21 protein-coding genes are annotated in these 23,024 nt (G+C 69.1%); 9 read left to right on the top strand and 12 right to left on the bottom strand.

Features of this window, described 5'->3' with window-relative positions; translation table 11 throughout:
• Positions 1–99 precede the first annotated feature (99 nt).
• From HNR51_RS06170 to HNR51_RS06160, 3 genes are all read left to right on the top strand, one after another.
• On the top strand, positions 100–600 hold the full coding sequence (locus HNR51_RS06170) for a hypothetical protein (RefSeq protein ID WP_182554317.1): 501 nt from the start codon (positions 100–102) through the stop codon (positions 598–600).
• Between the two features lie 105 nt (positions 601–705).
• The gene (scpA, locus tag HNR51_RS06165) at positions 706–2,871 is read left to right on the top strand and encodes a methylmalonyl-CoA mutase (protein WP_141954524.1); all 2,166 of its coding nucleotides are present in this window, start codon (positions 706–708) and stop codon (positions 2,869–2,871) included.
• A 177-nt stretch (positions 2,872–3,048) separates the two neighbouring features.
• The gene (locus HNR51_RS06160; protein WP_182554316.1) at positions 3,049–4,482 is read left to right on the top strand and encodes a mannose-1-phosphate guanylyltransferase/mannose-6-phosphate isomerase; all 1,434 of its coding nucleotides are present in this window, start codon (positions 3,049–3,051) and stop codon (positions 4,480–4,482) included.
• Here the strand turns inward: HNR51_RS06160 and glpD are convergent.
• From glpD to HNR51_RS06140, 4 genes are all read right to left on the bottom strand, one after another.
• Positions 4,470–5,984 (bottom strand): glycerol-3-phosphate dehydrogenase, encoded by a 1,515-nt coding sequence (glpD, locus tag HNR51_RS06155; protein WP_182554315.1) that lies wholly within the window; start codon positions 5,982–5,984, stop codon positions 4,470–4,472. The two genes, HNR51_RS06160 and glpD, sit on opposite strands and share 13 nt — an antisense overlap.
• Positions 5,981–6,277 carry a hypothetical protein gene (locus HNR51_RS06150; RefSeq protein WP_182554314.1) on the bottom strand — a complete coding sequence of 99 codons (297 nt, stop codon included), beginning with the start codon at positions 6,275–6,277 and terminating at the stop codon, positions 5,981–5,983. The genes glpD and HNR51_RS06150 overlap by 4 nt, the downstream gene beginning before the upstream one ends.
• A gap of 8 nt (positions 6,278–6,285) precedes the next feature.
• Entirely contained in the window at positions 6,286–6,471 is a 186-nt protein-coding gene (locus HNR51_RS06145) for a hypothetical protein (protein ID WP_182554313.1), read from the bottom strand.
• A 165-nt stretch (positions 6,472–6,636) separates the two neighbouring features.
• On the bottom strand, positions 6,637–6,846 hold the full coding sequence (locus tag HNR51_RS06140) for a hypothetical protein (RefSeq protein WP_012457021.1): 210 nt from the start codon (positions 6,844–6,846) through the stop codon (positions 6,637–6,639).
• Positions 6,847–7,197: 351 nt separating this feature from the next.
• Here HNR51_RS06140 and HNR51_RS06135 point away from each other — a divergent pair, with 351 nt between their 5' ends.
• Positions 7,198–8,853, top strand: a complete 1,656-nt coding sequence (locus HNR51_RS06135) for an inorganic phosphate transporter (RefSeq protein WP_182554312.1) — start codon at positions 7,198–7,200, stop codon at positions 8,851–8,853.
• A gap of 9 nt (positions 8,854–8,862) precedes the next feature.
• Here the strand turns inward: HNR51_RS06135 and glcE are convergent, their stop codons facing one another.
• Both glcE and HNR51_RS06125 read right to left on the bottom strand, forming a co-directional pair.
• Positions 8,863–10,053 carry a glycolate oxidase subunit GlcE gene (gene glcE, locus HNR51_RS06130; protein ID WP_182554311.1) on the bottom strand — a complete coding sequence of 397 codons (1,191 nt, stop codon included), beginning with the start codon at positions 10,051–10,053 and terminating at the stop codon, positions 8,863–8,865.
• Between the two features lie 82 nt (positions 10,054–10,135).
• Complete coding sequence (locus HNR51_RS06125; RefSeq protein ID WP_182554310.1) at positions 10,136–11,596, bottom strand: lipopolysaccharide biosynthesis protein; 1,461 nt, start codon at positions 11,594–11,596, stop codon at positions 10,136–10,138.
• Between the two features lie 172 nt (positions 11,597–11,768).
• Between HNR51_RS06125 and HNR51_RS06120 the strand changes: the two genes are divergently transcribed.
• Entirely contained in the window at positions 11,769–12,410 is a 642-nt protein-coding gene (locus HNR51_RS06120; protein WP_012457017.1) for a MarC family protein, read from the top strand.
• Positions 12,411–12,673: 263 nt separating this feature from the next.
• On the opposite strand, the gene HNR51_RS06115 is transcribed toward HNR51_RS06120, so the two are convergent.
• On the bottom strand, positions 12,674–13,678 hold the full coding sequence (locus tag HNR51_RS06115; protein ID WP_152279123.1) for a magnesium transporter CorA family protein: 1,005 nt from the start codon (positions 13,676–13,678) through the stop codon (positions 12,674–12,676).
• A gap of 214 nt (positions 13,679–13,892) precedes the next feature.
• On the opposite strand from HNR51_RS06115, the gene groES reads away from it, so the two are divergent.
• From groES to HNR51_RS26645, 3 genes are all read left to right on the top strand, one after another.
• Entirely contained in the window at positions 13,893–14,183 is a 291-nt protein-coding gene (groES, locus tag HNR51_RS06110) for a co-chaperone GroES (protein ID WP_012457015.1), read from the top strand.
• Between the two features lie 87 nt (positions 14,184–14,270).
• Positions 14,271–15,911, top strand: coding sequence for a chaperonin GroEL (groL, locus tag HNR51_RS06105; protein WP_012457014.1), 1,641 nt, complete (start codon positions 14,271–14,273; stop codon positions 15,909–15,911).
• Between the two features lie 310 nt (positions 15,912–16,221).
• Entirely contained in the window at positions 16,222–16,395 is a 174-nt protein-coding gene (locus tag HNR51_RS26645) for a hypothetical protein (protein ID WP_239681445.1), read from the top strand.
• Between the two features lie 181 nt (positions 16,396–16,576).
• Here HNR51_RS26645 and HNR51_RS06095 read toward each other — a convergent pair whose 3' ends face one another.
• The 3 genes from HNR51_RS06095 to HNR51_RS06085 form a co-directional block, all read right to left on the bottom strand.
• Complete coding sequence (locus HNR51_RS06095) at positions 16,577–16,978, bottom strand: RidA family protein (RefSeq protein WP_239681465.1); 402 nt, start codon at positions 16,976–16,978, stop codon at positions 16,577–16,579.
• Positions 16,979–17,112: 134 nt separating this feature from the next.
• Complete coding sequence (locus HNR51_RS06090; RefSeq protein ID WP_182554308.1) at positions 17,113–17,646, bottom strand: hypothetical protein; 534 nt, start codon at positions 17,644–17,646, stop codon at positions 17,113–17,115.
• Entirely contained in the window at positions 17,636–18,541 is a 906-nt protein-coding gene (locus HNR51_RS06085) for a ParA family protein (RefSeq protein WP_152278912.1), read from the bottom strand. The genes HNR51_RS06090 and HNR51_RS06085 overlap by 11 nt, the downstream gene beginning before the upstream one ends.
• Before the next feature lie 275 nt (positions 18,542–18,816).
• Here HNR51_RS06085 and HNR51_RS06080 point away from each other — a divergent pair, with 275 nt between their 5' ends.
• Positions 18,817–19,215: an MAPEG family protein gene (locus HNR51_RS06080; RefSeq protein WP_141954503.1), complete on the top strand. Its 399-nt coding sequence runs from the start codon at positions 18,817–18,819 to the stop codon at positions 19,213–19,215.
• Positions 19,216–19,224: 9 nt separating this feature from the next.
• Here HNR51_RS06080 and HNR51_RS06075 read toward each other — a convergent pair whose 3' ends face one another.
• Positions 19,225–20,292 (bottom strand): adenylate/guanylate cyclase domain-containing protein, encoded by a 1,068-nt coding sequence (locus HNR51_RS06075; protein WP_182554307.1) that lies wholly within the window; start codon positions 20,290–20,292, stop codon positions 19,225–19,227.
• 294 nt (positions 20,293–20,586) lie between these two features.
• A complete protein-coding gene (locus HNR51_RS06070; protein ID WP_063986946.1) occupies positions 20,587–22,773 on the bottom strand; it encodes a transglycosylase domain-containing protein in 2,187 nt (728 codons plus the stop codon).
• Positions 22,774–23,024 lie beyond the last annotated feature (251 nt).

The following is a 23,024-nucleotide window of genomic DNA, read 5'->3' as shown; positions in this document are numbered from 1 at the left end:
CCGCACGAATTCGGCGACCCGAACCGCGGAAAGCGGCGGTTTGACGGTCCCGCTCGCCTCGTCCCACACTCGGCCCGGCAAGGGCGACGGGGAGGGGGCGTGCAGGCGGGGACGGTTGAGGATCGGGCGAACGCCCAGCATCGGGTTCAGCGCGAGCTGGGCCGGCTCGAGGCATTGGCAGGGCGCAAGCGCGTCCGGCGGCGGAGCCTGCGAGCGCTCCGCGGAACGGCCGGCGCCGCGGCGACCTTCGGCACTCTCCTGAAAGTGAAGCTGGTGGGAACGCTCGCGGGCAAGGCCGCCGTCGCCGTCCTCGTCGGCCTCGGCCTCGCATGGCCGGCCCTGGTCATCGGTGTGGTCGGCCTCATCGGGATCGTGCTGGCCGTCGTCAGCCTGTTTTCCGGCGAGAGCGGCCCGCACCATTTCGATTGCGACTGGCCCTGCGACTGTGCCGGCCGGGAGAAACGGGCGAAGCGGCTCAAAACGCTGATCGCGCAGCGCCGGGCGTGGCTCGCCGCGCCGTCGGGACCGGCGCCGAGCGTGCGGTGGGACGCGCGGGGCCGTCACCACGTGGCAGGAAGCCGGCGCAAGCGCGGCCGGTGAGCCCCGCCTTATGGACAGTAGCCGCGTTTGGTGGCTTGCCTATAATGCTCAAAAAAATTCATCGTCTCTGCCGATGCCGAGACTGACGCCAGGAACAGCCGCACGATGAGCTCCCGGATCCCCGATTTCGCCTCCGTCGCCTACGCGGCCGACGGCTTCAAGGCGCCGCCTCCGCCGGCCGGGGAGCCGTGGATGACGCCCGAGGGCATTCCGGTGAAGGGCTTCTACGGCCCCGAGGATCGCGAGGGCTGCGAGGGGATCGACTCGTTCCCCGGCCTGCCGCCCTACCTGCGCGGGCCCTATCCGGCGATGTACGTCACCCAGCCCTGGACCATCCGGCAATATGCCGGCTTCTCCACGGCGGAAGATTCGAACGCCTTCTACCGGCGCAACCTCGCGGCGGGCCAGAAGGGCCTCTCGGTCGCCTTCGACCTCGCGACCCACCGCGGCTACGATTCGGACCATCCGCGCGTCTCGGGCGATGTCGGCATGGCGGGTGTCGCGATCGACTCGATCTACGACATGCGCACGCTGTTCTCGGGGATTCCCCTCGACCAGATGACCGTGTCGATGACGATGAACGGCGCGGTGCTGCCCGTGCTCGCCCTCTACATCGTCGCCGCCGAGGAGCAGGGCGTGCCGCCGGAAAAACTCGCCGGCACGATCCAGAACGACATCCTGAAAGAGTTCATGGTCCGCAACACCTACATCTATCCCCCCAAGGGATCGATGCGAATCATCTCGGACATCTTCGGCTACACCTCGAAGAACATGCCGAAGTTCAACTCGATCTCCATCTCCGGCTACCACATGCAGGAAGCCGGGGCGACACAGGATCTCGAACTCGCCTACACGCTCGCGGATGGCGTCGAATACATCAAGGCGGGTCTCGCGGCCGGTCTGACCATCGACCAGTTCGCCCCGCGCCTGTCGTTTTTCTGGGCGATCGGGATGAACTTCTTCATGGAGATCGCCAAGATGCGGGCCGCGCGCCTGATCTGGGCCAAGCTCGTCAAGGAGTTCGAGCCGAAATCCGACAAGTCGCTGCCGCTGCGCACCCACTCGCAGACGTCCGGCTGGTCGCTGACCGCGCAGGACGTGTTCAACAACGTCACCCGCACCTGCATTGAGGCGATGGCGGCGACCCAGGGCGGGACGCAATCGCTCCACACCAACGCGCTCGACGAGGCTCTGGCCCTGCCGACCGACTTCTCGGCCCGCATCGCCCGCAACACCCAGCTCTTCCTGCAGCAGGAGAGCGGCACCACGCGCATCATCGATCCGTGGGGCGGCTCCTACTACGTCGAGCGCCTGACCCACGACATCGCCGCGCGGGCCTGGGAGCATATCCGCGAGGTCGAGGCGCTCGGCGGCATGGCGAAAGCCATCGAGGCGGGCATCCCGAAGCTGCGCATCGAGGAGGCCGCGGCACGCGCCCAGGCGCGGATCGATTCCGGCCGGCAGACCATCGTTGGCATCAACAAGTACAAGCCCGACGACGAGATGAAGATCGACCTGCTGCGCGTCGACAACGCCGACGTGCGCGCCAAGCAGATCGACAAGCTCAAGCGCCTGCGCGCCGAGCGCAATCAAGCCGACGTCGATGCGGCGCTGGCCGCCCTGACGAAGGCCGCCGACGGCGAGGGCAACCTGCTCGAACTGGCGGTGAACGCGGCGCGGGCCAAGGCCACGGTCGGCGAGATCTCGGAGGCGCTGGAGAAGGCCTGGGGCCGTCACCGCGCCGAGATCCGCTCGATCTCGGGCGTCTACAAGCGGGAGGTGGGCGGCATGTCGCCGGTGGTGGAGAAGGTCCGCGGCCTCGTCGAGGCCTTCGAGGAGAACGACGGGCGCCGCCCGCGCATCCTGGTCGCCAAGATGGGCCAGGACGGGCACGACCGCGGCCAGAAGGTGATCGCCTCGGCCTTCGCCGACCTCGGCTTCGACGTCGATATCGGACCGCTCTTCGCCACGCCCGACGAGGCGGCACGACAAGCGGTGGAGAACGACGTGCACATCGTCGGCGTCTCCTCGCTCGCGGCGGGCCACCTGACCCTCGTGCCGGAACTGAAGGCCGCGCTGAAGGCGGAGGGCCGCGACGACGTGATGATTGTGGTCGGCGGCGTGATCCCGCCGGGCGATTACGACGCGCTCTACGCCGCGGGCGCCTCGGCGATCTTCCCGCCGGGCACCGTGATCGCGGAGGCGGCGGTGAAGCTGCTCGGCGAACTCAACGGGCGCCTCGGCTACGGCGAGCGTCAGGCGGCCGAGTAGCCGGCCGATCGCATCAAGGCGGGGGCACGCCCCGCCTTCCATCCCGGGGCACCGGGAATCCGGACCGCATCGCGCCGCGCGTGGTGCGGCTTGGCAGGATCGGCTAAGACGGCGGGGCTTCTCTTGCGCCCGCCTTCTCTCGACGGCGGCGCCCCCGTTCTTCGAAGGTGTTGGGCGATGGCCGAGGCGGACCGGGAAACGATTCTGCCCGTGATCCTGTGCGGCGGCTCGGGGACGCGGCTGTGGCCGGCCTCGCGCGAGAGCATGCCCAAGCAATTCACGCCGCTGGTCGATCCCACGACCTCGACCTTCCAGGCCACCATCCGCCGCGTCGCCGATCCGGCGGTCTTTGCCCGGCCGACGGTGATCGCCTCGGCCGAATCCCGCTTCATCGTCGCCGAACAGCTCGCGCAGACGGGGATCGCCGCCGACATCCTTCTCGAACCCGAGCGACGCGACTCCGCTGCCGCCGTGGCGGTGGCTGCGCTCCACGGCGCGCGGCGAGGGCCGGAGACGGTGGTGCTGGTGATGGCTGCCGACCACGTGATCGAGGACGCCTCCGCCTTCGCCCGCGCCGCGCGGGAGGCCGCGCTCGGTGCCCGGCTCGGCCAGATCATGACGCTCGGCATCACCCCGACCCGGCCCGCGACCGAGTACGGCTATATCCGCACCGGCGGCGCGCTTCCCGACGCGCCGGGCCTGTTCCGGGTCGAGCGCTTCGTCGAGAAGCCGGACGCCGCCGGTGCCGAGCGGCTGATCGGGGAGGGGGCGCTGTGGAACTCCGGCTACTTCCTGTTCCGCGCCGATGTGATGCTGGCCGAAATGGAGGCGCATGCGCCCGAGGTGCTGGAAGCCGCCCGCGCGGCACTCGCGAACGCCATCACCGATCTGGACTTCGTGCGGCTTGAGGCCGACGCCTTCGCGCGGGCGCCCAAAACCTCGATCGACTATGCGGTGATGGAGCGGACGGCCCGGGCCGGTGTGCTGCCGGTCTCCTTCGCGTGGTCGGATGTCGGCACCTGGGACGCGGTCTGGGGCGTTCTGGAGCGCGATGCGCAGGGCAACGCGTTGCGGGGCCGCGTCGAGCTGATCGGCACGCGTAACAGCCTCGTGCACAGCGAGGGTGAGGGTCTGACCACGGTGGTCGGCCTGGAAGACGTGGTGGTGGTGACGACCCCCGACGCGGTGCTGGTCGCCTCCAAGGCGCAGTCGGGCCGGGTGAAGGATCTCGTCAGCGTCCTGCGCGAGAAGGCGCATCCGGAGGCGGACGCTCACCGCCGGATGTACCGCCCCTGGGGCTGGTATCAGCGCATCGACATCGGCGAGCGCTTCCAGGTAAAGCGGATCATGGTGACGCCGGGTGGCCGTCTCTCGCTGCAGAAGCACTTCCACCGGGCCGAGCACTGGGTAGTGGTGAAGGGCACCGCCGAGGTGACGGTCGACGAGCGGGTGGTGCTGGTCCACGAGAACGAGGCGGTCTACCTGCCGATCGGCTCGATGCACCGGCTCACCAATCCGGGGAAGATCCCGCTGGAGCTGATCGAGGTGCAGGTCGGCTCCTATACCGGCGAGGACGACATCATCCGCGTCGAGGATGTCTACGGCCGCTGAGCGCTCGGGGCGGCCGACGCGGTCGCAAGATAGCGCCCGAGCCGGGCCACATCCGTACGGCCCGTCCTCAGGCCGAGCTTCGAGCGGCGCCAGAGGATGTCGTCGGGCGTGCGCGCCCATTCGTGCCGCACGAGATAATCAACCTCGTGGGCGCTGAGATCGCCACCGAAGGTTTCGCCGAGGTCCGACAGGGCCCGCGCGTCGCCGAGCAGGCGTTCCGCGCGGGTGCCGTAGGCGCGGGCGAGCCGGCGGGCCGTCGCGTTCGGGAGGAAGGAGTGCTCAGCCGCGAACCTCTCCGCGAACCGGTCGAAATCCGCATCCTGCATGTCGCCGCCGGGCAGGGGCGCCTGTCCGGTCCAGCCGGGCTTCAGGCCGGACAGGTGTGGCCGCAGCCTCTCCAGCGCGTGCTCGGCGAGCCGCCGGTAGGTCGTGATCTTGCCGCCGAACACCGAGAGGACCGGCGGACCATCGGTGTCGAGGTCGAGCACGTAGTCGCGGGTCACCGCGGAAGCATTCGCGGCCGCATCGTCGTAGAGCGGGCGTAGCCCCGAGAAGCTCCACACCACGTCGTCGGGTCCGATCGACCGCGCGAACGAGCGGTTGATGCAGGCGCAGAGATAGCGGGTCTCCTCCTGCGAGATGCGGACCGGGCCGGGGCCGCCCTCATGCGCCACGTCGGTGGTGCCGATCAGGGTGAAGTCGCGCTCGTAGGGGATGGCGAAGACGATGCGGCGGTCCGGCTGCTGCAAGATATAGGCCTGGTCGCCCTCGTAGAGCCGCCGCACGACGATGTGGCTGCCCTTGACGAGGCGCACCTTCGGGCGGGCCTCGACACGGAGCGTGCGCAGCAGCGTCTCGCCGACCCAAGGGCCGGCCGCGTTGACGACGATGTGGGCCCGGACGCTTTTCCGCCGCCGCGTGGCGGCATCGTGGAGGGTCACGGTCCAGCCTCCGGCCTCGCGGCGGGCCGATTCGACGGTGGTGCGGGTGCGGATCTGTGCGCCGCGCTCGGCGGCATCCACCGCGTTCAGCACGACGAGGCGGCTGTCCTCGACCCAGCAATCGGAATAGGCGAAGCCCCGCGTGAGCCGGCTCTGAAGCGGCGCGCCGACGCCCTCGCGGGTGAGCCGCAGCGCGTCCGACCGCGGCAAGGCCTTCAGCCGCGCGAGATGGTCGTAGAGGAACAGCCCGATCCGCAGCATCCAGGCCGGGCGCAGGCCGGCATCGTGCGGCAGGACGAAGCGCAGCGGCCAGATGATGTGCGGCGCGAGCCGCATCAGCCGCTCGCGCTCGGCCAGCGCCTCGCGCACGAGCCGGAACTCGTAATGTTCGAGGTAGCGCAGGCCGCCATGGATCAACTTCGTCGAAGCCGACGAGGTGTGTTCGGCCAGATCCCCCCGCTCGCACAGGAGCACACGCAGTCCGCGGCCGGCGGCGTCGCGGGCGATGCCGACACCGTTGATGCCGCCGCCGATGACGAGGAGATCGAAAGGCTCGCTCACAGGCGGCCCAGGAGACTGACGACGATCCCGATCAGCACGACGCCGCCGAGGCAGCGCCGCCACGGATTGACCCCGCGGAGGATCTCATCGAGCGCCCAGACGGTGAGGCTCAGGAGCGCGACGAGGCGAAGGCCGACAAAGACCGGGGCCGGCAGGCCGGGCGCCAGAGCCTCGAGCAACCATTCCAGGGCCGCCGCCGCGCCGAAGATCCACAGCGGCAGGTTCGGCCATTGGCCGATCACCACGGCGCCGGTGCGCCGGTCACGGAAGAACCAGTCGAAGACCCGGCGCAAGCGACGCCTCAGATCGCGTCCGAGCCGCGGGCGGATCGGATCGGCTCGCAGATCTTCGGGCTGATCCGGTCGAGATGCGGGCAGGCGTTGGTCTCGTACCAGCCGCGCAGCTCAGGCTGCTTCGGCGCGACGTACATGGCCGTCAGCACGAAGCCGCCGGCAATCAGGATCAGCAGAAGCAGAAGGTTGCGCAACGAAAGTCTCCGATCCGACGAGCCCCGGCGGGAGGGCCGGCATCCTCGCGGCAGACGCGCGAAGGCCGGCAGAGTTCCACGGCCCGGTTTGACGGCGGGGTGTTATGGCCCGTTTTCATGGTCCGGTTCCTTGGCCCGGTTCCTCGGCTTGCGCTGCAGCCATCGTCAGCGGCGGGCATCGTCCAGGGTCTGCGGCCGCGTGTGGGTCAGCGGGCCCTGCGTGCCGGGCAGGAGCCCGAGATCCTGAAGCCAGAGCATGGCCAGAAGCGCGGCGATCAGGCTGCCCAGACTCATCAGCAGGGTGAGATGGCGCCGTCGCACGACGATGAGGACGATCACGGCGAGGAGAGCGAGCGAGAGGGCGAGCGTCAGCATGGGGCCCCTTCTACGATGATCGGCGGGCCGCGTCGCGGCGCCCCGCGCTCCCGCCGTGGCAGCCGAGGCGATCGCACCGCGGCCCGTTGTCAGTCCATTTCCAGACGAGACCCTTTTTTACGAAAGACAAACGGAACACAGTTGCTGCCCAGGACTGTGCAGCCGCGCTGTCATTGAAAATTCACGGAACCGGTCGCCCCTGCGACATTTGTAAGCGTGACGGTTAAGCCGGCCGCCCGGGGGCGAATGCCTTCCTCCTCACGGGCGATTCACCATCAGCGCATCCGAGGACGAGAGCCCGGCCGCCCCGTGAGGCCGGTCGGCCGACTCGGCCCATCCTTCGAGGATCAGATGTCAGACGCCTTCAGCCTGAGGGACACCGGTTCCGCCATTCCTCCATCGGACGCGTCCCAGGCCCGGTCGGCGCGGGGCCCCAAACTCGACGGGCGGATGCATCCGGCCGGCATCACCGTCTTCCTGCTCGTTCTCGTCGGCGGGCTCGGCTACGCGCTCTACAATCTGATCGCAGACATGCAGGCCGCCGGCCAGCCGCCGCTCGCCATCGGCGCCTTCGCGCTGCTCGGCCTCGCACTGCTCATCGCGCTCGGCTTCGAGTTCGTGAACGGGTTTCACGACACCGCCAATGCCGTGGCCACGGTGATCTACACCCACAGCCTGACGCCGGGCGTCGCCGTCGTCTATTCCGGCGTCCTCAACTTCCTCGGCGTGCTGTTCTCGACCGGCGCCGTCGCCTACAGCGTCGTGACGTTGCTGCCCGTCGAACTGGTGCTGAAGACCGGTTCGAGCGCCGGTTACGCGATGATCTTCGCGCTGCTCATCGCCGCCATCGTGTGGAACCTGGGCACCTGGGCGCTCGGTCTGCCGAACTCGTCCTCGCACGCGCTGATCGGCTCGGTCCTCGGCGTCGGCCTCGCCAACCAGTTTCTCGCCACCGAGGGGTCGAATACCTCCGGCGTGCAGTGGGATCAGGCCTGGAGCGTTCTGCGGGCGCTGCTGTTCAGCCCGGTCCTCGGCTTCGTCATGGCCGGCCTGCTGCTGCTGGCCATGCGCTTCGTCATCCGGAACCGGGCACTCTACCAGGAGCCCGAGGGCGACTCGCCGCCTCCGGCCTGGATCCGTGGCCTGCTGATCCTCACCTGCGGCGGCGTCTCCTTCGCCCATGGCGGCAATGACGGCCAGAAGGGCATGGGCCTGATCATGCTGATCCTGATCGGTGCCGCTCCGACCGCCTACGCCCTCAACCGCACCATGGCGGAATCGGCGACGCCGCACTTCGTTCAGATCTCGGAACAGGCCCGGACCGTGTTCCGGAACCGGGCGGACCAGAGCCCGCTGCCGAGCGCCGCCGAGGCACGGACGCAGATCACCGCAGCTTTGGGCAAGAAGGATCTCGACCGGCCGGAGACCTACGCGGCCCTGGCGGCCCTTGCCGACGACGTGGCCACGAAGGTGAAGGAATACGGGGCGATCCGCCACGTTCCCGCGGCGGCGACGCCGAACCTGCGCAACGACATGTTCCTGGCCTCAGACGCCATCCACAGCTTAAAGAAGCGGGAGAACCTGTTCGTCGGCGAAGAGGCGGAGGTGCTGAAGGCCTACGAGACGAGCCTGAACGACGGCACCCGCTACATCCCGGTCTGGGTGAAGGTCTCCGTCGCCCTCGCGCTCGGCCTCGGCACCATGGTCGGCTGGAAGCGCATCGTCGTCACCGTCGGCAGCCGAATCGGCAAGAAGCACCTGACCTACGCGCAAGGAGCGTCCGCCGAGATCACGGCGGCGGGCACCATCGGGCTGGCGGAGGCCTACGGCCTGCCGGTCTCGACCACCCACATCCTGTCGAGCGGCGTCGCCGGCACCATGGCCGCCAACGGCTCGGGCCTGCAATGGGCCACCGTGCGCAACCTCGCCGCCGCGTGGCTGCTGACCCTGCCGGCGGCGATCACCCTGGCCGGGCTGCTCTATGCCGGCCTGCGGTTCGTGTTCTGACGCGCGGGGTCACACGCCCGCATACATCCGGCCGGGATTGAAGATCCCGGCCGGATCGTGCGCGGCCTTGATGCCGGTCGTGACCCGCATCAGCGGCTCCGGCAGCGGTTCGAAGACCGGCACGGCCGCACGCAGGGTTTCGGGCGCACGCACCAGCGTCGCGTGGCCGCTGCCCGCCGCCTTCACCGCGGCGCGGATCACGGCGGCTCCGGCATCGTCCGCGGCGTCGGTGGCGAGCCAGATCAGACCGCCGCCCCAGTCGTAGAACCAGCGCGCGGGGCGCTGCGCCGCGATCGCCGCGGTGACGGCGGGCCCGCGGGTCGGAGCGGTCGAGATGCGCCAGACTGCGGCCTCACGCGGCTCCGCCAGCGGGGTGGCGTCGCGTACGGCGCGCCAGAGCGCGGCGCTCTCCTCGCCCTCGACGGTCCGAGCCTCGCCGTAGCGGCGCAGCAGGCGGCGCAACTCGCCGAGGCGATAGCCGACCGACTTCGAAAAACCCTCGACGCGCATCAGCGTGCGCGGCTCGGCTCCGGCGATGCCGGCGGGCAGATGGGCGGCGCCGGTCAGTTCGAACGGCGAGCCGAGGGCGGTGGCGAGCGCCTCGATCGCCGCCGCGTCGTCGAGACCCGGCAGGACGAGGGTGGCGACGTGCTCCTGCACCGGCAGCACCTTGAACGTGACCTCGGTCAGCAGGCCGAGGGTGCCCCAGGAGCCGGCCATCAGCTTCACGAGGTCGAGGCCGGTGACGTTCTTCATCACCCGGCCCCCCGACTTGATCGGCTGGCCGCGGCCGTTGACGAAGCGCACGCCGATCAGGCTGTCGCGGGCCGCCCCCGCATTGATCCGGCGGGGGCCGGAATTGTTGGCCGCCGCCACCGCGCCGAAGGTCGGCTCGCCGGAGGAGCCGAGGAGGGGGCGGTGATCCATCGGCTCGAAGGGCAGCATCTGGCCGCGCCCGGCGAGCAGCGCCTCGACTTCGGCGAGCGGCGTGCCGGCGCGGGCGGCGACCACCATCTCGGCCGGCTCGTAGAGGGTGATGCCGGTGAGCCCCGTTGCGGAGAGCGTCGCCTCGTCCTGCGGCGGGCGGCCGAACGCCGCCTTGGTCCCGCCGCCGACGAGCCGCAGGGGCTCCGAGCGGGCGGCAGCCTGCGTGACGATGGCGGCCGCGTCCTGCTCGCTGGCCGGCGCGTATGAGGTCATCGTTTCCGTCCCGTGGGATTCTTTTGACGCTTCGAAAGCTGCCGGACTCAAACCTCGTTTGGACGAAGGTGGCAAGCCGGCTCTACCGCGCGGTCGCCGGCATCCTCTTCGGAAAACGCTCGCGGGCGATGCTGCGCAGGCCGGCAATGTCGAGGAACCACACGAGCGTGCCATAGACGAGGACACCGGCTGCGACGCAGGTCGGCAGGGCCAGTGCCGGTTCGAGGCCGCGGAACGGCAGCACCGCCAAAACCATGATCAGGCAGGCGCCAGCGGTGAACGCGAGGTCGCGGCCGGGCAGGCGCAGGCGCGCGGACCCGGTCAGCGCCCGAAGGCCGAGCACGACGACCGCCGTGGCGAGGCCGAGGGTCTGGGCGACGGCGACGCCCTGCGGCCCCATCAGGCGCGGCAGGAGGACGAGCCCGATCCCGTTCACGGCGAGCCCGAGAAGCGCCGCGGCGACCACCGGGCTCGTTCGGCGCCGGATCTGAAAGACCGGATTGAGGGCGAAGTTCATGATCGAGAGGCAGAGCAGGCCCGGGATCAGCAGGTCGGTATAGCCGGCGAAGGGACCGCGGAACTCCTCCGGCACGATCAGCGCCTGGAGAGCCGGTGTCACCGCCCAGTAGCCGGCGGCGCAGGGCAGGAGCAGCGCCACCACGATGGCGAGATTGCGCGAGACCTGCGTCTCGGCGGCCTCGCGGCCGTGATGTTCCTCCGCCTGCACCGCGATCTGGAACAGCAGCAGGTCGAGGGCGGCACCGAGGGTCGAGAAGGCGCGCGAGCCGAGATCGGCGGCGAGCGCGAAGTAGCCGGCCTCGGCAAAGCCCGCGGTGCCGGCGATGACGGCACGGTTGAGGAAGGGCATGATCTGGTAGACGGCATTGGCCGCGATCAGGGGCAGCCCGTAGACCGCGAACAGGCGCAGGGTTTTTTGCACTTGGCCGGGGGGCAAGAGGGATACGTGCCCCAGGTCCCGATCGCCGAGAACCTTGCGCATCGGCAGCACCGCCAGGAACTGGCTCACGCCCCCGGCGATGAGCACCCAGACCGGCTGGGGAAACAGCCACGCGGTGCCCGCCATCAGCACGAAGGCCAGCGCATTCTTCCACACCACGAGCCGGAGATAGGCGCCGCCGATGAAGCGGGCGCGCGCGAGCGCGGCGTGATAGTCGAACAGTCCGATACCGATGCCCGCAACCATGGTGCCGGCCGTCATCACCAGGCGGCCCTCCGGCGTCGGGTTCACCACGATTCCGAGCCCGGCGCAGACGGCGGCGGCGGCGAACAGCGCCAGCGCGATGCAGGCATAGGCCCGGTCGAGCCCCCGGCGGATCCAGGGCTCGGCTTCGCGCACCCGCGCCGAGTAGAACCGCGTCGCCGAGAGTCGCAGCCACTCGAACAGTAGGGTGTTGAGCACCACCGCCCCCGCCGTCGCCAGGGCGAAGCGGCCGAAATCGGCCGGACCGAGCATCCGGGCGATGGCGATGCCGAGGACGAAATTTAGCCCGGCATTGAGGACGAAGGCGGCGATGACGGCCATGGGTCAGGGATGCATGGCTCGCGGGGCCGCGAGCATCGAAGGGGAACCTCGCAGCTAGCTGCCAACAAAGCCTGAATTGTGGGACGCCCGCGGCGGGTTCACGCCTGCGCGGTTCCAACAGGCCGGAGCCGGACCCATGCTATGAGCCCAGGATTCAAGGCCGAGGCTCGCGATGTCCGTCGATCTGCCCTTCGTCACGAAGGTTTTCGCTGCCCTGTTCGCGATCATGAATCCGATCGCGAACGTGCCGGTGTTCCTCTCCCTGACCGAAGGGGCGTCCGACGCCGTGCGGCGGCGCGTCGCCGTCACGGCCGCGATCGGAACGACGATCGGGTGCCTCGTCTCGATCCTGGGCGGACAGGCCGTCCTGGATGCCTTCGGGCTCAGCGTCGACGACTTCCGTCTTGCCGGCGGGCTCATCGTGCTGACGATCGCGCTCTCCATGCTGCAGGGCTCGTCGAGCCCGACGCACGGCCGCAGCCCCAAGGAGAAGGAAGACGCGGTCGAGGCCGAGAGCGTCGCCATCTATCCGCTCACCATTCCCCTGCTCGTCGGCCCGGGCACGATCGCGACGCTCATCGTCTTCGGCCAGACCGCCCGGGCGCAGTTCAAATGGCTCGAACTCGCGATCGGCGTCGGTGCCTTCCTCGCCCTTCTGTCGGCCGCGCTGCTCTCCGCCCCCTGGCTCGGCCGCCACCTGTCCGCCACCGCCACCGCGATCACGCGCCGCCTGATGGGGATGATCCTGGCCGCGGTTGCGATGGAGATGATCGTGGCGAGCCTGCGAGCGCTATTTCCCGGCCTCAGCCACTGAGGCGGTGTCCGGCCGTTACGTTTGGTGCAGCGCCACGCCCGTCATTCGGGGTCGCCGGCAAGCGAACCCGGACGCGAAGGGGCGCGCCGGAGGCGTGCAATCCATGAGAGCCCTCGACGTGGCCGTTCGCCTCGCATCGCGGGTGGATCCCGGGTTCCGCGATGCGGCCCTGAGATGACGGGGGAGGCGGGACCGACAGGATCGATCGACGATGGTGCGAAACGCAGGAAGCCCTGAGAGCGCGAGCACCCTGCGAGACGGCGCTACAGCCAGCCCCGCTTGCGGAAGTACAGCAGCGGCGCGATCGCCGAAATCACGATCAGCGCGAGCCCGTAGGGATAGCCGTACACCCAGTCGAGTTCGGGCATGTGCTTGAAGTTCATGCCGTAGATCGAGGCGACGAGCGTCGGCGGCACGCCGACCACCGACACCACGGTGAGCACCCGGAAGGCGTTGTTCTGCTCGATGTTGATCAGCCCCAGCGTTGCGTCGAGCAGGAACTGGACGGTCTCGGAGAGCCGCGTCTCGAACTCGTCCAGCGAGGCGATGTCCTGCGCCAGCGTGTCGAAGCGCGGCTCGTCGCCCTCCGTCAGGATCTGCCCGCACTCGCTCTTGGTGAAGGCGGTGATGCGCCCGAGACCGAGCAGGCTGGCGCGGACCTTCGCCAGCGACTTGCCGTGGCGGCCCACCGAACGGAGCAGGCGGCGCAGCGCGAGGTCGCGCCGCTTCGGCGCGGTGTTGTCGCCCTTGCGGGCGCCGGGCCGGGCTCCGGCATCGAAATCGAAGATGCGGGTGGAGAGGCTGTCGAGATCGCCCGACATCTCCTCAAGGAGGTCGGCGAGATTGTCGACCAACTCCTCGACGACGAGCAGGAACATCCGCGTGCTCGTGCTGCCGTCGCCGTCCCGCTCTTCCACGCGCTTCCGCACGGCCTCGATGGCCCGCATGTCGTGGAAGCGCACGGTGACGAGGTGATCGGGGGTCAGCAGGAAGCCCAGCGGTTTCAGAGTGAAGTCCGAGCGGTCGAAGGTCACCATCGGCGTCGAGAGGGAGAGGCCGTCGCGGTTGCGGCGCAGGCGGCTCGACGACTCGACCTCGCTCAGTGCCGCGCGCGACGGAATGCGGATGCCGGTCTTCCGCTCGACCTGCGCCGCCTCTTCCGCCGTCGGATCGTTCAGGTCGATCCAGAGAGCATGATCGGGCAGGCTCGCGCCGCCCTCCACGCCGTCGTGCTCGACCGCGCCGTTCGCCCCATGCAGGCTCATCATCGAGAGAAACTGTCCCCGCTGTGCGAAGCGCACGAAAGAATCATGCGAAACGACCGCCGCCGGGAAAAAGCTGCGCCTTGACTCAAAATCGGCCGGCGCCTATCTCGCGACCGTCGTTAGCACTCACTTGTTTCGAGTGCTAACAAACAGGTGGAGCGCGGTCGTCCCCGGCCGCATGAAGACCAACCGCCAATTCGAAGCAAGAGGGCAGCTCATGAAGTTCCGTCCGCTGCACGACCGCGTCGTCGTCCGTCGCATCGAGAGCGAAGAGAAGACGAAGGGCGGCATCATCATCCCGGATACCGCCAAGGAGAAGCCGCAAGAGGGCGAGATCGTCGCCGTCGGCCCCGGCGCCCGTGACGAGCAGGGCCGTGTCAACGCCCTCGACGTCAAGGTCGGCGATCGCGTGCTGTTCGGCAAGTGGTCCGGCACCGAGGTCAAGATCGACGGCCAGGATCTCCTCATCATGAAGGAATCCGACATCATGGGCGTCGTCGCCGCCTAAAGGCCGCCGCCCTTATCCACCGCCCTTCGAGGCCGCTCCCGCAGGCTTCAGGGCTTTCCGACACTCTCATTTGAGGCAGGTACTCACATGGCAGCGAAAGACGTTCGTTTCTCCGCCGACGCTCGCGACAAGATGCTGCGCGGCGTCGACATCCTCGCGGATGCCGTCAAGGTCACCCTCGGCCCGAAGGGCCGCAACGTCGTCATCGAGAAGAGCTTCGGCGCGCCCCGCATCACCAAGGACGGTGTGACGGTCGCCAAGGAGATCGAGCTCGCCGACAAGTTCGAGAACATGGGCGCCCAGATGGTGCGCGAAGTGGCCTCGAAGACCAACGACATCGCCGGTGACGGCACCACCACCGCGACCGTGCTGGCCCAGGCCATCGTCCGCGAGGGCGCCAAGTTCGTCGCCGCCGGCATCAACCCGATGGACCTGAAGCGCGGCATCGACCTCGCCACCCAGGCCGCCGTGAAGGACATCACCGCCCGCGCCAAGAAGGTCGCTTCCTCCGAGGAAGTCGCCCAGGTCGGCACGATCTCCGCCAACGGCGACAAGGAGATCGGTGAGATGATCGCCCACGCCATGCAGAAGGTGGGCAACGAGGGCGTCATCACCGTCGAGGAGGCCAAGACCGCCGAGACCGAACTCGACGTCGTCGAGGGCATGCAGTTCGACCGCGGCTACCTCTCCCCGTACTTCGTGACGAACGCGGAGAAGATGGTCGCCGAGCTCGAGGATCCTTACATCCTCATCCACGAGAAGAAGCTCTCCTCGCTGCAGCCGATGCTGCCGGTGCTCGAGGCCGTGGTGCAGACCGGCAAGCCGCTGCTCATCATCGCCGAGGACATCGAGGGCGAGGCGCTCGCGACCCTCGTCGTGAACAAGCTGCGCGGCGGCCTGAAGGTCGCGGCGGTGAAGGCTCCGGGCTTCGGCGATCGCCGCAAGGCGATGCTCGAGGACATCGCGATCCTCACCAAGGGCCAGACCATCTCCGAGGATCTCGGCATCAAGCTCGAGAACGTCGCCCTGCCGATGCTCGGCCGCGCCAAGCGCGTCCGCATCGAGAAGGAGAACACCACGATCATCGACGGTCTCGGCGAGAAGGCCGACATCGAGGCCCGCGTCGGCCAGATCAAGGCGCAGATCGAGGAGACCACCTCGGACTACGACCGTGAGAAGCTCCAGGAGCGTCTGGCCAAGCTCGCGGGCGGCGTCGCGGTGATCCGCGTCGGCGGCGCGACCGAGGTCGAGGTCAAGGAGAAGAAGGACCGCGTGGACGACGCGCTCAACGCCACCCGCGCTGCGGTGGAAGAGGGCATCGTCCCCGGCGGCGGCACGGCTCTGCTCCGCGCCAAGAAGGCGGTCGCCGAGCTGAAGTCCGACGTTCCGGACGTCCAGGCCGGCATCAAGATCGTGCTCAAGGCGCTTGAGGCCCCGATCCGCCAGATCGCCCAGAACGCGGGCGTCGAGGGTTCGATCGTCGTCGGCAAGATCACCGACAACACCGGCTCCGAGACCTACGGCTTCAACGCCCAGACCGAAGAGTACGTCGACATGATCCAGTCGGGCATCGTCGACCCGGCCAAGGTCGTGCGCACCGCCCTCCAGGACGCGGCCTCCGTCGCCGGCCTGCTGGTGACCACGGAAGCCATGGTCGCCGACGCGCCGAAGAAGGACAGCCCGGCCCCGGCGATGCCCGGCGGCGGCATGGGCGGCATGGACTTCTAAGTCCACGCACCCCGTCGAAGTCCGGAAAGGGGGTCGCCGAGAGGCGGCCCCTTTTTCGTTGCGGCTTCGACGCACGGCGAAGGCTCAAGATCAGGGAGCATGCCTTGATCCCGAGAAATGCAGGCAAAATGCATCCTATGCGATGGCGATCGGGAGGGCGCCTCGGCAGCTTTGTCGGGTTTTCGGTCTGATGTCTGCGAGTACCGTGACGGAACATACGCCCGCCCCTTTGACACCGTATTCCTATGTCCGTGAAAAGATGCTGGGCCTGATGCAAGCCCTGGCGGATGGAATACGGATCGATAGCCTGATGGCCGATCAGCTTTCTCAGATCTCAGAGCGCGCCCGCCTCAGCAACGAAGACGAGATGGCGGACGGACTCCTCGACGTGACGCGGCAGCACCGGGTCGCGGTGCTGGAGGGGCAGGGCCGGCTCGCCGCCCTCGAAGCGCGCTACGCGATCCTGTTTCCGGACGAGGCTTAGCGCGCGTTCCGACGAGGCGGTTACCGGTTTGCCGAAGAAATGCGCGTTGAAACAAAGACTTGAAGGCGCCGGCTTGAGGCAGGCAGGCCGGATGCGACCCTCGTGTCTCTCACCAACTCCCGCTTCGCCACCACGGCAGACGAGATGCGGCCGGTGTGACCGGGCTTTTCTGAAGGCGCCCTTACTCGGGGCTATCGGCGAAGCAGTCCACCTCGATCTCGACGAGCCATTCGGGATCGATGAAGCGGCGAACGCCAACGAACGTGCAGGCGGGACGAACCAGGCCGAACACCTCGCCATGGGCCTTCGCCGCATCGCGCCACTGCTCGATGTCGACCAGCATCACGCGGGTACGGATGGCATTCTCCAAGCAGCCGCCCGCATCCTCGATCGCCTTTTTGGCAATGGAAAAGCAGGCCTTGGTCTGTTCGTAGACGTTGCCGGGATGGAGCGCGCGCCCATCAGGGCCGATCGGAGCCGTTCCCGCGACGGCGAGATAAGGCCCCACACGAACGGCTCGGGAGAAGCCGATTTCGGGCTCCAAGGGCGATCCCGAGGACACAAGCTGACGCGGCATCTTCATCTCCACGTGCCATCCTCGGCTGGGCCCGTCGACCGTCTCCGGCGACGGCTACTGACGTCCCGACCCCGCCATGCGCACAGTCAAGCTCATGGGACCTCGACCTTAGGATACGTGTCGAGCGGCGCGTAAGGGGCTCAGCCCTTCTTCTTCTTACTCTTCTTGTCCTTCTTATCGCGGCCCTCCTTGTCAGCAGCCTTGCCGGCCGCCCTGCCGGCGGGCGCGTCGTGGTCCTGCCCGTCCCAGACCGCGGCGAAGGGGCGGCTGCCGAGCGCGCGCTCCGCCGGCGCCTGGACAGACGCCTTGGCCGTTGCGGCCACCGCCCTGGTCTCTCCCTTGCGGAACGGCGCCTCGCCGGCGGCCAGGGCCGCCAAGCGGTGCCGGTGCCAGCCCGGCGTCGCGGTCTTGAGCGAGGGGTGGTGCGGGTCGAGGCGGGTCACGAGCCCCTTCACCTCCGCTTCCGACAGGCCGTCGGCGATCAGGGCGAAGGGCTCACTGCCCAGCACCTCGCGGATCAGGCGCAGCGACGTGACCCGCAGGCCCCGCGCCTTGAGCTGCTTCACGACGAGGGCGCGGGCGGCCCTGGGGATCTCGGTGCGGATGTCGGGAAACGCGTCCGGAGCGGCGGCCATCGCCTGCAGCACCGCGTAGCCGTCGACATCAAGGGCCATGGAGGATTTCCTTCACTTCCGCGACCAGCGGAATCAGCACGTTGGGAACATGGGCGCCATACTTGGCCGAGAAGGTCGGGAGCGCGCCGTCGGTGGGGACCAGCGCCTCGGCCAGCGCCGCCGCCTGGGGAATCCGGGTTTCGAGCAGATGGAAGCCGGCATCCTCGGCCCTCGCCTCCGCCTGGAGCCGGGCCAGGGTCTGCTGATGCTGGCGCACCTGGGCCTGGAAGCGGGTCACGACGACGTAGGGCGCGCTCTTGGGCTTGATGTGGTTCGCCTGCCGGCCGGAGCGGCGCCAGATCGTCTCGACGAAGGCGTTGAGCCCGTAGGTCGAGAGGAAGTCGGGGATCGAGGCGACGAGGACGAGGTCGGCGGCGCGCACCGCGACCTCGGTCATCGGCGAGATGCCCGGCGCGCAGTCGAAGAAGACGTAGTCGTACGCGGCGGCCAGCGGTGCGAAGTCTTCGTGGAAAATCTTCCACAGCCGCTCGTCGATGGCGTGCATCGAGAACTTCCGCTCCGTCAGCTCGTAGAGGATCTCCCGCTCCACCAGCCGCAGATGCGGACCGGACGGGAGCAGCGAGAGCGAGAGCGGCGCGTTCTTGTGGACGGTCAGGCTGACGCCGGACTGGATGCGGGCCGACAGGTCCGGCTTGTGGCGGGTGATGAGCTTGAGGGCGAGATAGGCCTCGAGCGTACGCCCGCGGGTGATCATTTGGCTGAGCAGCGCATCGCCCGCGAGGCACACCGACACGCTCGCCTGCGGATCGAGATCGACCACGAGCACCCGCGCCCCGTCGGCGGCCAGCGCCTCGGCGAGCATGACCACGGTGGTGGTCTTGCCGACCCCACCCTTCATGTTCGCCACAGCGATCAGCTTGCCGCGCACCGACATCCCCCAAGAACCGCCCCCGCGCCCTCGACAGGCCGCGTCCGCAGCACGGCATTCTAGCCCATCGGTTCGTGCCGAAGACCAGCGCGACCGACCGGCAGACTGCTGAATGTCCCCAGGCACCATCCCGGCGACGCGCAAGGGCATGGGCATGGGCACTTGCCCGATACGGCATCGTGATCGCGGCCGCGGGCGGAACACGGCACCGATAAGCCTATTTCGCGAACCACGTGCGACATCCGCCATCCCGGCGGATCGCCGGTCCGAGGTTCTTCGCCGTGATTTATCCGACCACCACCGCCTTCTATGCCGCGATCCTGGGCCTGATCTATGCCGGCCTGTCGGGCTGGGTGATCGGCGGACGGGTCACCGGCAATGTCCTGTTCGGCGACGGCGGGCAGGACGCGCTTCAGCGGCGCATCCGCTCGCACGGCAACTTCCAGGAATACGTGCCCCTGACCCTGCTGCTGATCGCGCTCTACGAAGCCGGCGGCGGCTCCCATGCCTGGGTCCAGGGCCTGCTGATCGTGCTGGTGATCGCGCGCATCCTGCACCCGATCGGCATGTTCGCGCCGACGAATTCGCCGCGCCAGTTCGCCTGCCGCGGCGGCGGCATCCTGGCGACGCTCGCCGTCATGACCGTCGCGGCGCTTCTGCTGCTGCTGCGCGCCGGCTGAGAGCGGACCCTACGGCGCGGCGGCGATCCGCGGCGCCGGATCCTCGGTGAGCGGACGCGCCCCGTCGCGTTCGAGCGTCGCGACCGAGAGCGGCTGGCCGCGGCCGCGCAGGGCGTGGGTGCCGAGGGGGCGCACGACGACGCCCTCGGGTAGCCGCGGCAGGCGGGCCAGCAGATCCTCCGAGATTAGCGTATCGACGCCGAGCGGGCGGCACAGGGCCTCGACCCGGGCGACGACGTTCACGGCGTCGCCGAAATAGGCGATCTTGTGCCGGTCCACCCCAACTTCCGCCGTCACCACCGGGCCGCCATGCAGGCCCGCCCGGAGCCGCGGCACGGTGCCGAAGCGCGCCTCCCAGGCTTCCGCCTCCGCCTCGATGCGCTCGCGCACCGCGAACAGGCACTCGACGCAGCGCGCATCCTTCAGGCCCCGCTCCATCGGCCACGTGATCATGGCCAGATCGCCGATATAGTCGTCGGTCGAGCCGTAGAAGCGGCGCACCGGCTCGGCGAGCGTCGCGAAGACGGCGCTGAGATATTCCTGCGCGCGCAGGTCGCCATGGGTTTCGGCGAAGGCGGTGGAGCCGACCACGTCGAGGAACAGGAAGATGCGTTCCTCCTCCACCGGGCGATGGTAGCGGCCGACGAGGAAGTTGATGAAGACCTCGCCGCCGATCAGGTCGCGCATGCGGATCACGAAGACGAGGAGCGCGGAGACGGCGAGCGCGTAGGCCAGCACCCGCGGCGTGGTGCGCACCGCCTCTTCCAGGCTGTCGCCGGTCAGCCCGAGCAGCCAGACGACGAAGCCGCCGAGCGCGTTGCCGACGACGATCATCGCCACGTAGGAGAGTTCCGCCGCAACGACGTAGAGCCCGGCGGGCAGGCGGCGGATGCGCGACTGGACGCCCGCTAGCAACACACCCCGGTCGAAGGCCAGCGCCGAGATGCCGACGCACAGGCCGTAGGTGAAGCCCGCCGCCGGGGAGGCGCCGCCGGCGAAGATGACGTTGTAGAGCAGCCCCGCACCGCCCGCGGCGAGCAAGATCAGGAGCCAGAACCAGCGATGGTGCGGCAGCATCAGATCGGGCTCCGGCGGCCGACGGAGAAGGAAGCGCCCGGCCCGTTCGCGGCGGCCCTGGGGCCATGCGGGCAACGGTCGGGCAGACGGGTCGACACGGGGGCTCCTTCTGTCGGCAATCCGGAGAGGCCGGCGCAACCCCGGCCCTCTCCAGACCGCCGAAGGGTCATGCCTGCAACGTGGCGCGAATGTGGCGCACGGTCACAGGCCGTCTCCGAACGGCACCCGAATTTTTTCTCTCCCGCAGGGGAGCGGGAGGGATTAACCGCACCCTCCGGGAAGTTTGAGCAAAGCCTATTCGCCGACCCCGAACAGCTTCTCGAGGAAGTTGCGGTCATCCCGGCTCGGGCCTCGTTCCCGGCCGACAGAGCGCGGGGGGAGGGCGGAGGCGGTCTGCTCCGGCTCGCCGAGCAGGGCGCCGATCAGGCCGCCGGGGCCGGACTCGCGCTCAGGCTGCGGCGCCTCTGGCCGCGGCGCGCGCCAGCGGTTCAGGCCCGGCAGGCCCACCGGCTTCTCGCCCTTGAGGGCCGTCGTCATGTAGGCCTTCCAGATGTCCACCGGCAGGCTGCCGCCCGAGGCCCGCTTGGTCGGCTCGCCGTCGTCGTTGCCGAGCCAGACGCCGGTCACCAGCGTGGCGGAGTAGCCGACGAACCACGCATCGCGGAATTCCTGGCTGGTGCCGGTCTTGCCGGCCAGTTCCCAGCCGGGGATGTCGGCCTTCTTCGCGGTGCCCATGGTGAAGACGTCGTGCATCATGGCGTTCATCATGCCGACGGCGTTGGGATCGATGACGCGGCCGAGCCCGCCCTCGCCGCGCTTGTACAGCACCTTGCCGGTCGCGCTCTTGATGTTGGCGATGACGTAGGGGATCACCCCGGTCCCGCCATTGGCGAAGGCACAATAGGCGCCCACCAGTTCGAGCGGCGTCACCTCGGAGGTGCCGAGCGCGATCGAGCCGTTCGCCTGAAGCGGCGAGGAGATGCCGAGGCGCTGCGCGGTCTGCACCACCGCCTTCGGCCCGACCTCCTGGCCGAGTTTCACCGCCACGGTGTTGAGCGACAGCGCCAGCGCCTCGCGTAAGGAGACCGGGCCGCGGTAATTGTGCGAGTAGTTCTCCGGCGCCCAGTTGCCGATCCGCACCGGTCCATCCTCGCGGATCGTGTCCGGTGTCAGGCCACGCTCGACGGCGGCGAGGTAGACGAAGGGCTTGAAGGCCGAGCCCGGCTGGCGCCGCGCCGTGGTGGCGCGGTTGAACTGGCTCTGCGCGTAGTCCCGCCCGCCGACGAGGGCGCGGATCGCCCCGTCCGGCCGCATCGAGACGAGGGCGCCCTGGGCGACGTTGTAGCGGGCGCCCTTGCTGTTGAGTTCGTCGGTGAGCGCCTTCTCGCCCGCCGTCTGCAGGCTCGCATCCACGGTGGTGGCGACGACGATGTCGTCGTCGAACTTCGGCAGGAAGTCGTCGAGCACGTCCATCACGAGGTCGGCGACGTAGTTCGGCGAGCCGCCGCCGCGGGTCGAGGCCGGTCGAGCGGGCTGGGCCAGCGCGACCTTGGCATCGGCGCCCTTGGCGAAGCCCAGTTCCTCCATCGCCGCAAGCACCTGGGCCGCACGGGCCTGGGCCGCCTTCAGGTTGCGGTTGGGCGCGAGCCGCGAGGGCGCCTGCACGAGGCCGCCGAGCATGGCCGCCTCGGCCAGGGTCACGTTCTTGGCGGGCTTGCCGAAATAGCGCTGCGCCGCCGCCTCGACGCCGTAGGCGCCGGCCCCGAAATAGACCCGGTTCAGATAGAGTTCGAGGATCTCGTCCTTGGTGTATTTGTGCTCCAGCCACAGCGCCAGGATCGCCTCCTGGATCTTTCGCGAGGCGGAGCGTTCGGGCGTCAGGAACAGGTTCTTGGCGAGCTGCTGGGTCAGGGTCGAACCGCCCTGGGCGACGCCGCGCCGGGTCAGGTTCTGCGCGATGGCGCGGGCGACGCCGATCGGGTCGATGCCGAAATGGTCGTAGAAGCGCCGGTCCTCGATGGCGACGAAGGCGCGCGGCAGATAGGGCGGCAATTCCTTGATGGAGACCACCCGGCCGCCGGTCTCGCCGCGATTGGCGAGCAGGCTGCCGTCGCTGGCGAGGATCGCAATGTTGGGCGGGCGCTTCGGAACGGCGAGCTGGTCGATCGGCGGCAACTGCGAGGCATGGTAGGCGATGAGGCCGGCGAGCCCGATCGCCGCCCAGATGCCGAGAACCACGCCGGCATAGACCAGACGGCCGAGCCAGGAGCGCCGCCGCGGCGGGCGCCGACCACTGCCGCCACCGGACGCCTTGCGGGCACGCGCCTTCGGTGCCGGCGCGGAGCGACCGGCTGACGCCCGCTGCCCGCCCGCGGAGCGGTCATTGCGCGACAGGCGCACGTCGAGGCGGCCCGGCTCGCTCCCCTCCGGGATGTCGAAGGTGGGTTCGCTGCGTGGTTTGCGTCCGCGAGACTGCGCCATGCGTTCCATGCGTCCGGGGCCGCCGATCCTCGAAGGATCTGAGCCTTCCGCGACCGTGCTCCCTCTCGGGATCCGCGCGCAGGCACGCCCCGCCGGATCGATTCCCTTGAACGGGACTGCCGGCTCGCACCGCGGCACGGCCCTTCGCCCCTTCTCGACAGAGACAGTAAATGCGGCGGGTTTAAGGGTTGTTAAGCCAGCCCGATCAGGCCCGCCCTGCCTTTACCGGATCTTCACGCGTGATCGGCTGG

The organism is Methylorubrum thiocyanatum (assembly GCA_014138645.1).
Taxonomy (GTDB): Bacteria; Pseudomonadota; Alphaproteobacteria; order Rhizobiales; family Beijerinckiaceae; genus Methylobacterium; species Methylobacterium thiocyanatum.
This window is presented reverse-complemented; position numbering and strand designations above follow the sequence as displayed.

What these genes read in the sequence shown, in the direction of transcription:
- HNR51_RS06160 (WP_182554316.1), top strand. Translation starts at nt 3,049, where the DNA reads ATGGCCGAGGCGGACCGGGAAACGATTCTGCCCGTGATCCTGTGCGGC.
- HNR51_RS06070 (WP_063986946.1), bottom strand. Translation starts at nt 22,773, where the DNA reads ATGGCGCAGTCTCGCGGACGCAAACCACGCAGCGAACCCACCTTCGAC.
- glcE (WP_182554311.1), bottom strand. Translation starts at nt 10,053, where the DNA reads ATGACCTCATACGCGCCGGCCAGCGAGCAGGACGCGGCCGCCATCGTC.
- HNR51_RS06095 (WP_239681465.1), bottom strand. Translation starts at nt 16,978, where the DNA reads ATGAAGATGCCGCGTCAGCTTGTGTCCTCGGGATCGCCCTTGGAGCCC.
- HNR51_RS06140 (WP_012457021.1), bottom strand. Translation starts at nt 6,846, where the DNA reads ATGCTGACGCTCGCCCTCTCGCTCGCTCTCCTCGCCGTGATCGTCCTC.
- HNR51_RS06135 (WP_182554312.1), top strand. Translation starts at nt 7,198, where the DNA reads ATGTCAGACGCCTTCAGCCTGAGGGACACCGGTTCCGCCATTCCTCCA.
- HNR51_RS26645 (WP_239681445.1), top strand. Translation starts at nt 16,222, where the DNA reads ATGGCCGATCAGCTTTCTCAGATCTCAGAGCGCGCCCGCCTCAGCAAC.
- HNR51_RS06125 (WP_182554310.1), bottom strand. Translation starts at nt 11,596, where the DNA reads ATGGCCGTCATCGCCGCCTTCGTCCTCAATGCCGGGCTAAATTTCGTC.
- HNR51_RS06090 (WP_182554308.1), bottom strand. Translation starts at nt 17,646, where the DNA reads ATGGCCCTTGATGTCGACGGCTACGCGGTGCTGCAGGCGATGGCCGCC.
- groES (WP_012457015.1), top strand. Translation starts at nt 13,893, where the DNA reads ATGAAGTTCCGTCCGCTGCACGACCGCGTCGTCGTCCGTCGCATCGAG.
- HNR51_RS06115 (WP_152279123.1), bottom strand. Translation starts at nt 13,678, where the DNA reads ATGATGAGCCTGCATGGGGCGAACGGCGCGGTCGAGCACGACGGCGTG.
- HNR51_RS06075 (WP_182554307.1), bottom strand. Translation starts at nt 20,292, where the DNA reads ATGCTGCCGCACCATCGCTGGTTCTGGCTCCTGATCTTGCTCGCCGCG.
- scpA (WP_141954524.1), top strand. Translation starts at nt 706, where the DNA reads ATGAGCTCCCGGATCCCCGATTTCGCCTCCGTCGCCTACGCGGCCGAC.
- HNR51_RS06085 (WP_152278912.1), bottom strand. Translation starts at nt 18,541, where the DNA reads ATGTCGGTGCGCGGCAAGCTGATCGCTGTGGCGAACATGAAGGGTGGG.
- groL (WP_012457014.1), top strand. Translation starts at nt 14,271, where the DNA reads ATGGCAGCGAAAGACGTTCGTTTCTCCGCCGACGCTCGCGACAAGATG.
- HNR51_RS06120 (WP_012457017.1), top strand. Translation starts at nt 11,769, where the DNA reads ATGTCCGTCGATCTGCCCTTCGTCACGAAGGTTTTCGCTGCCCTGTTC.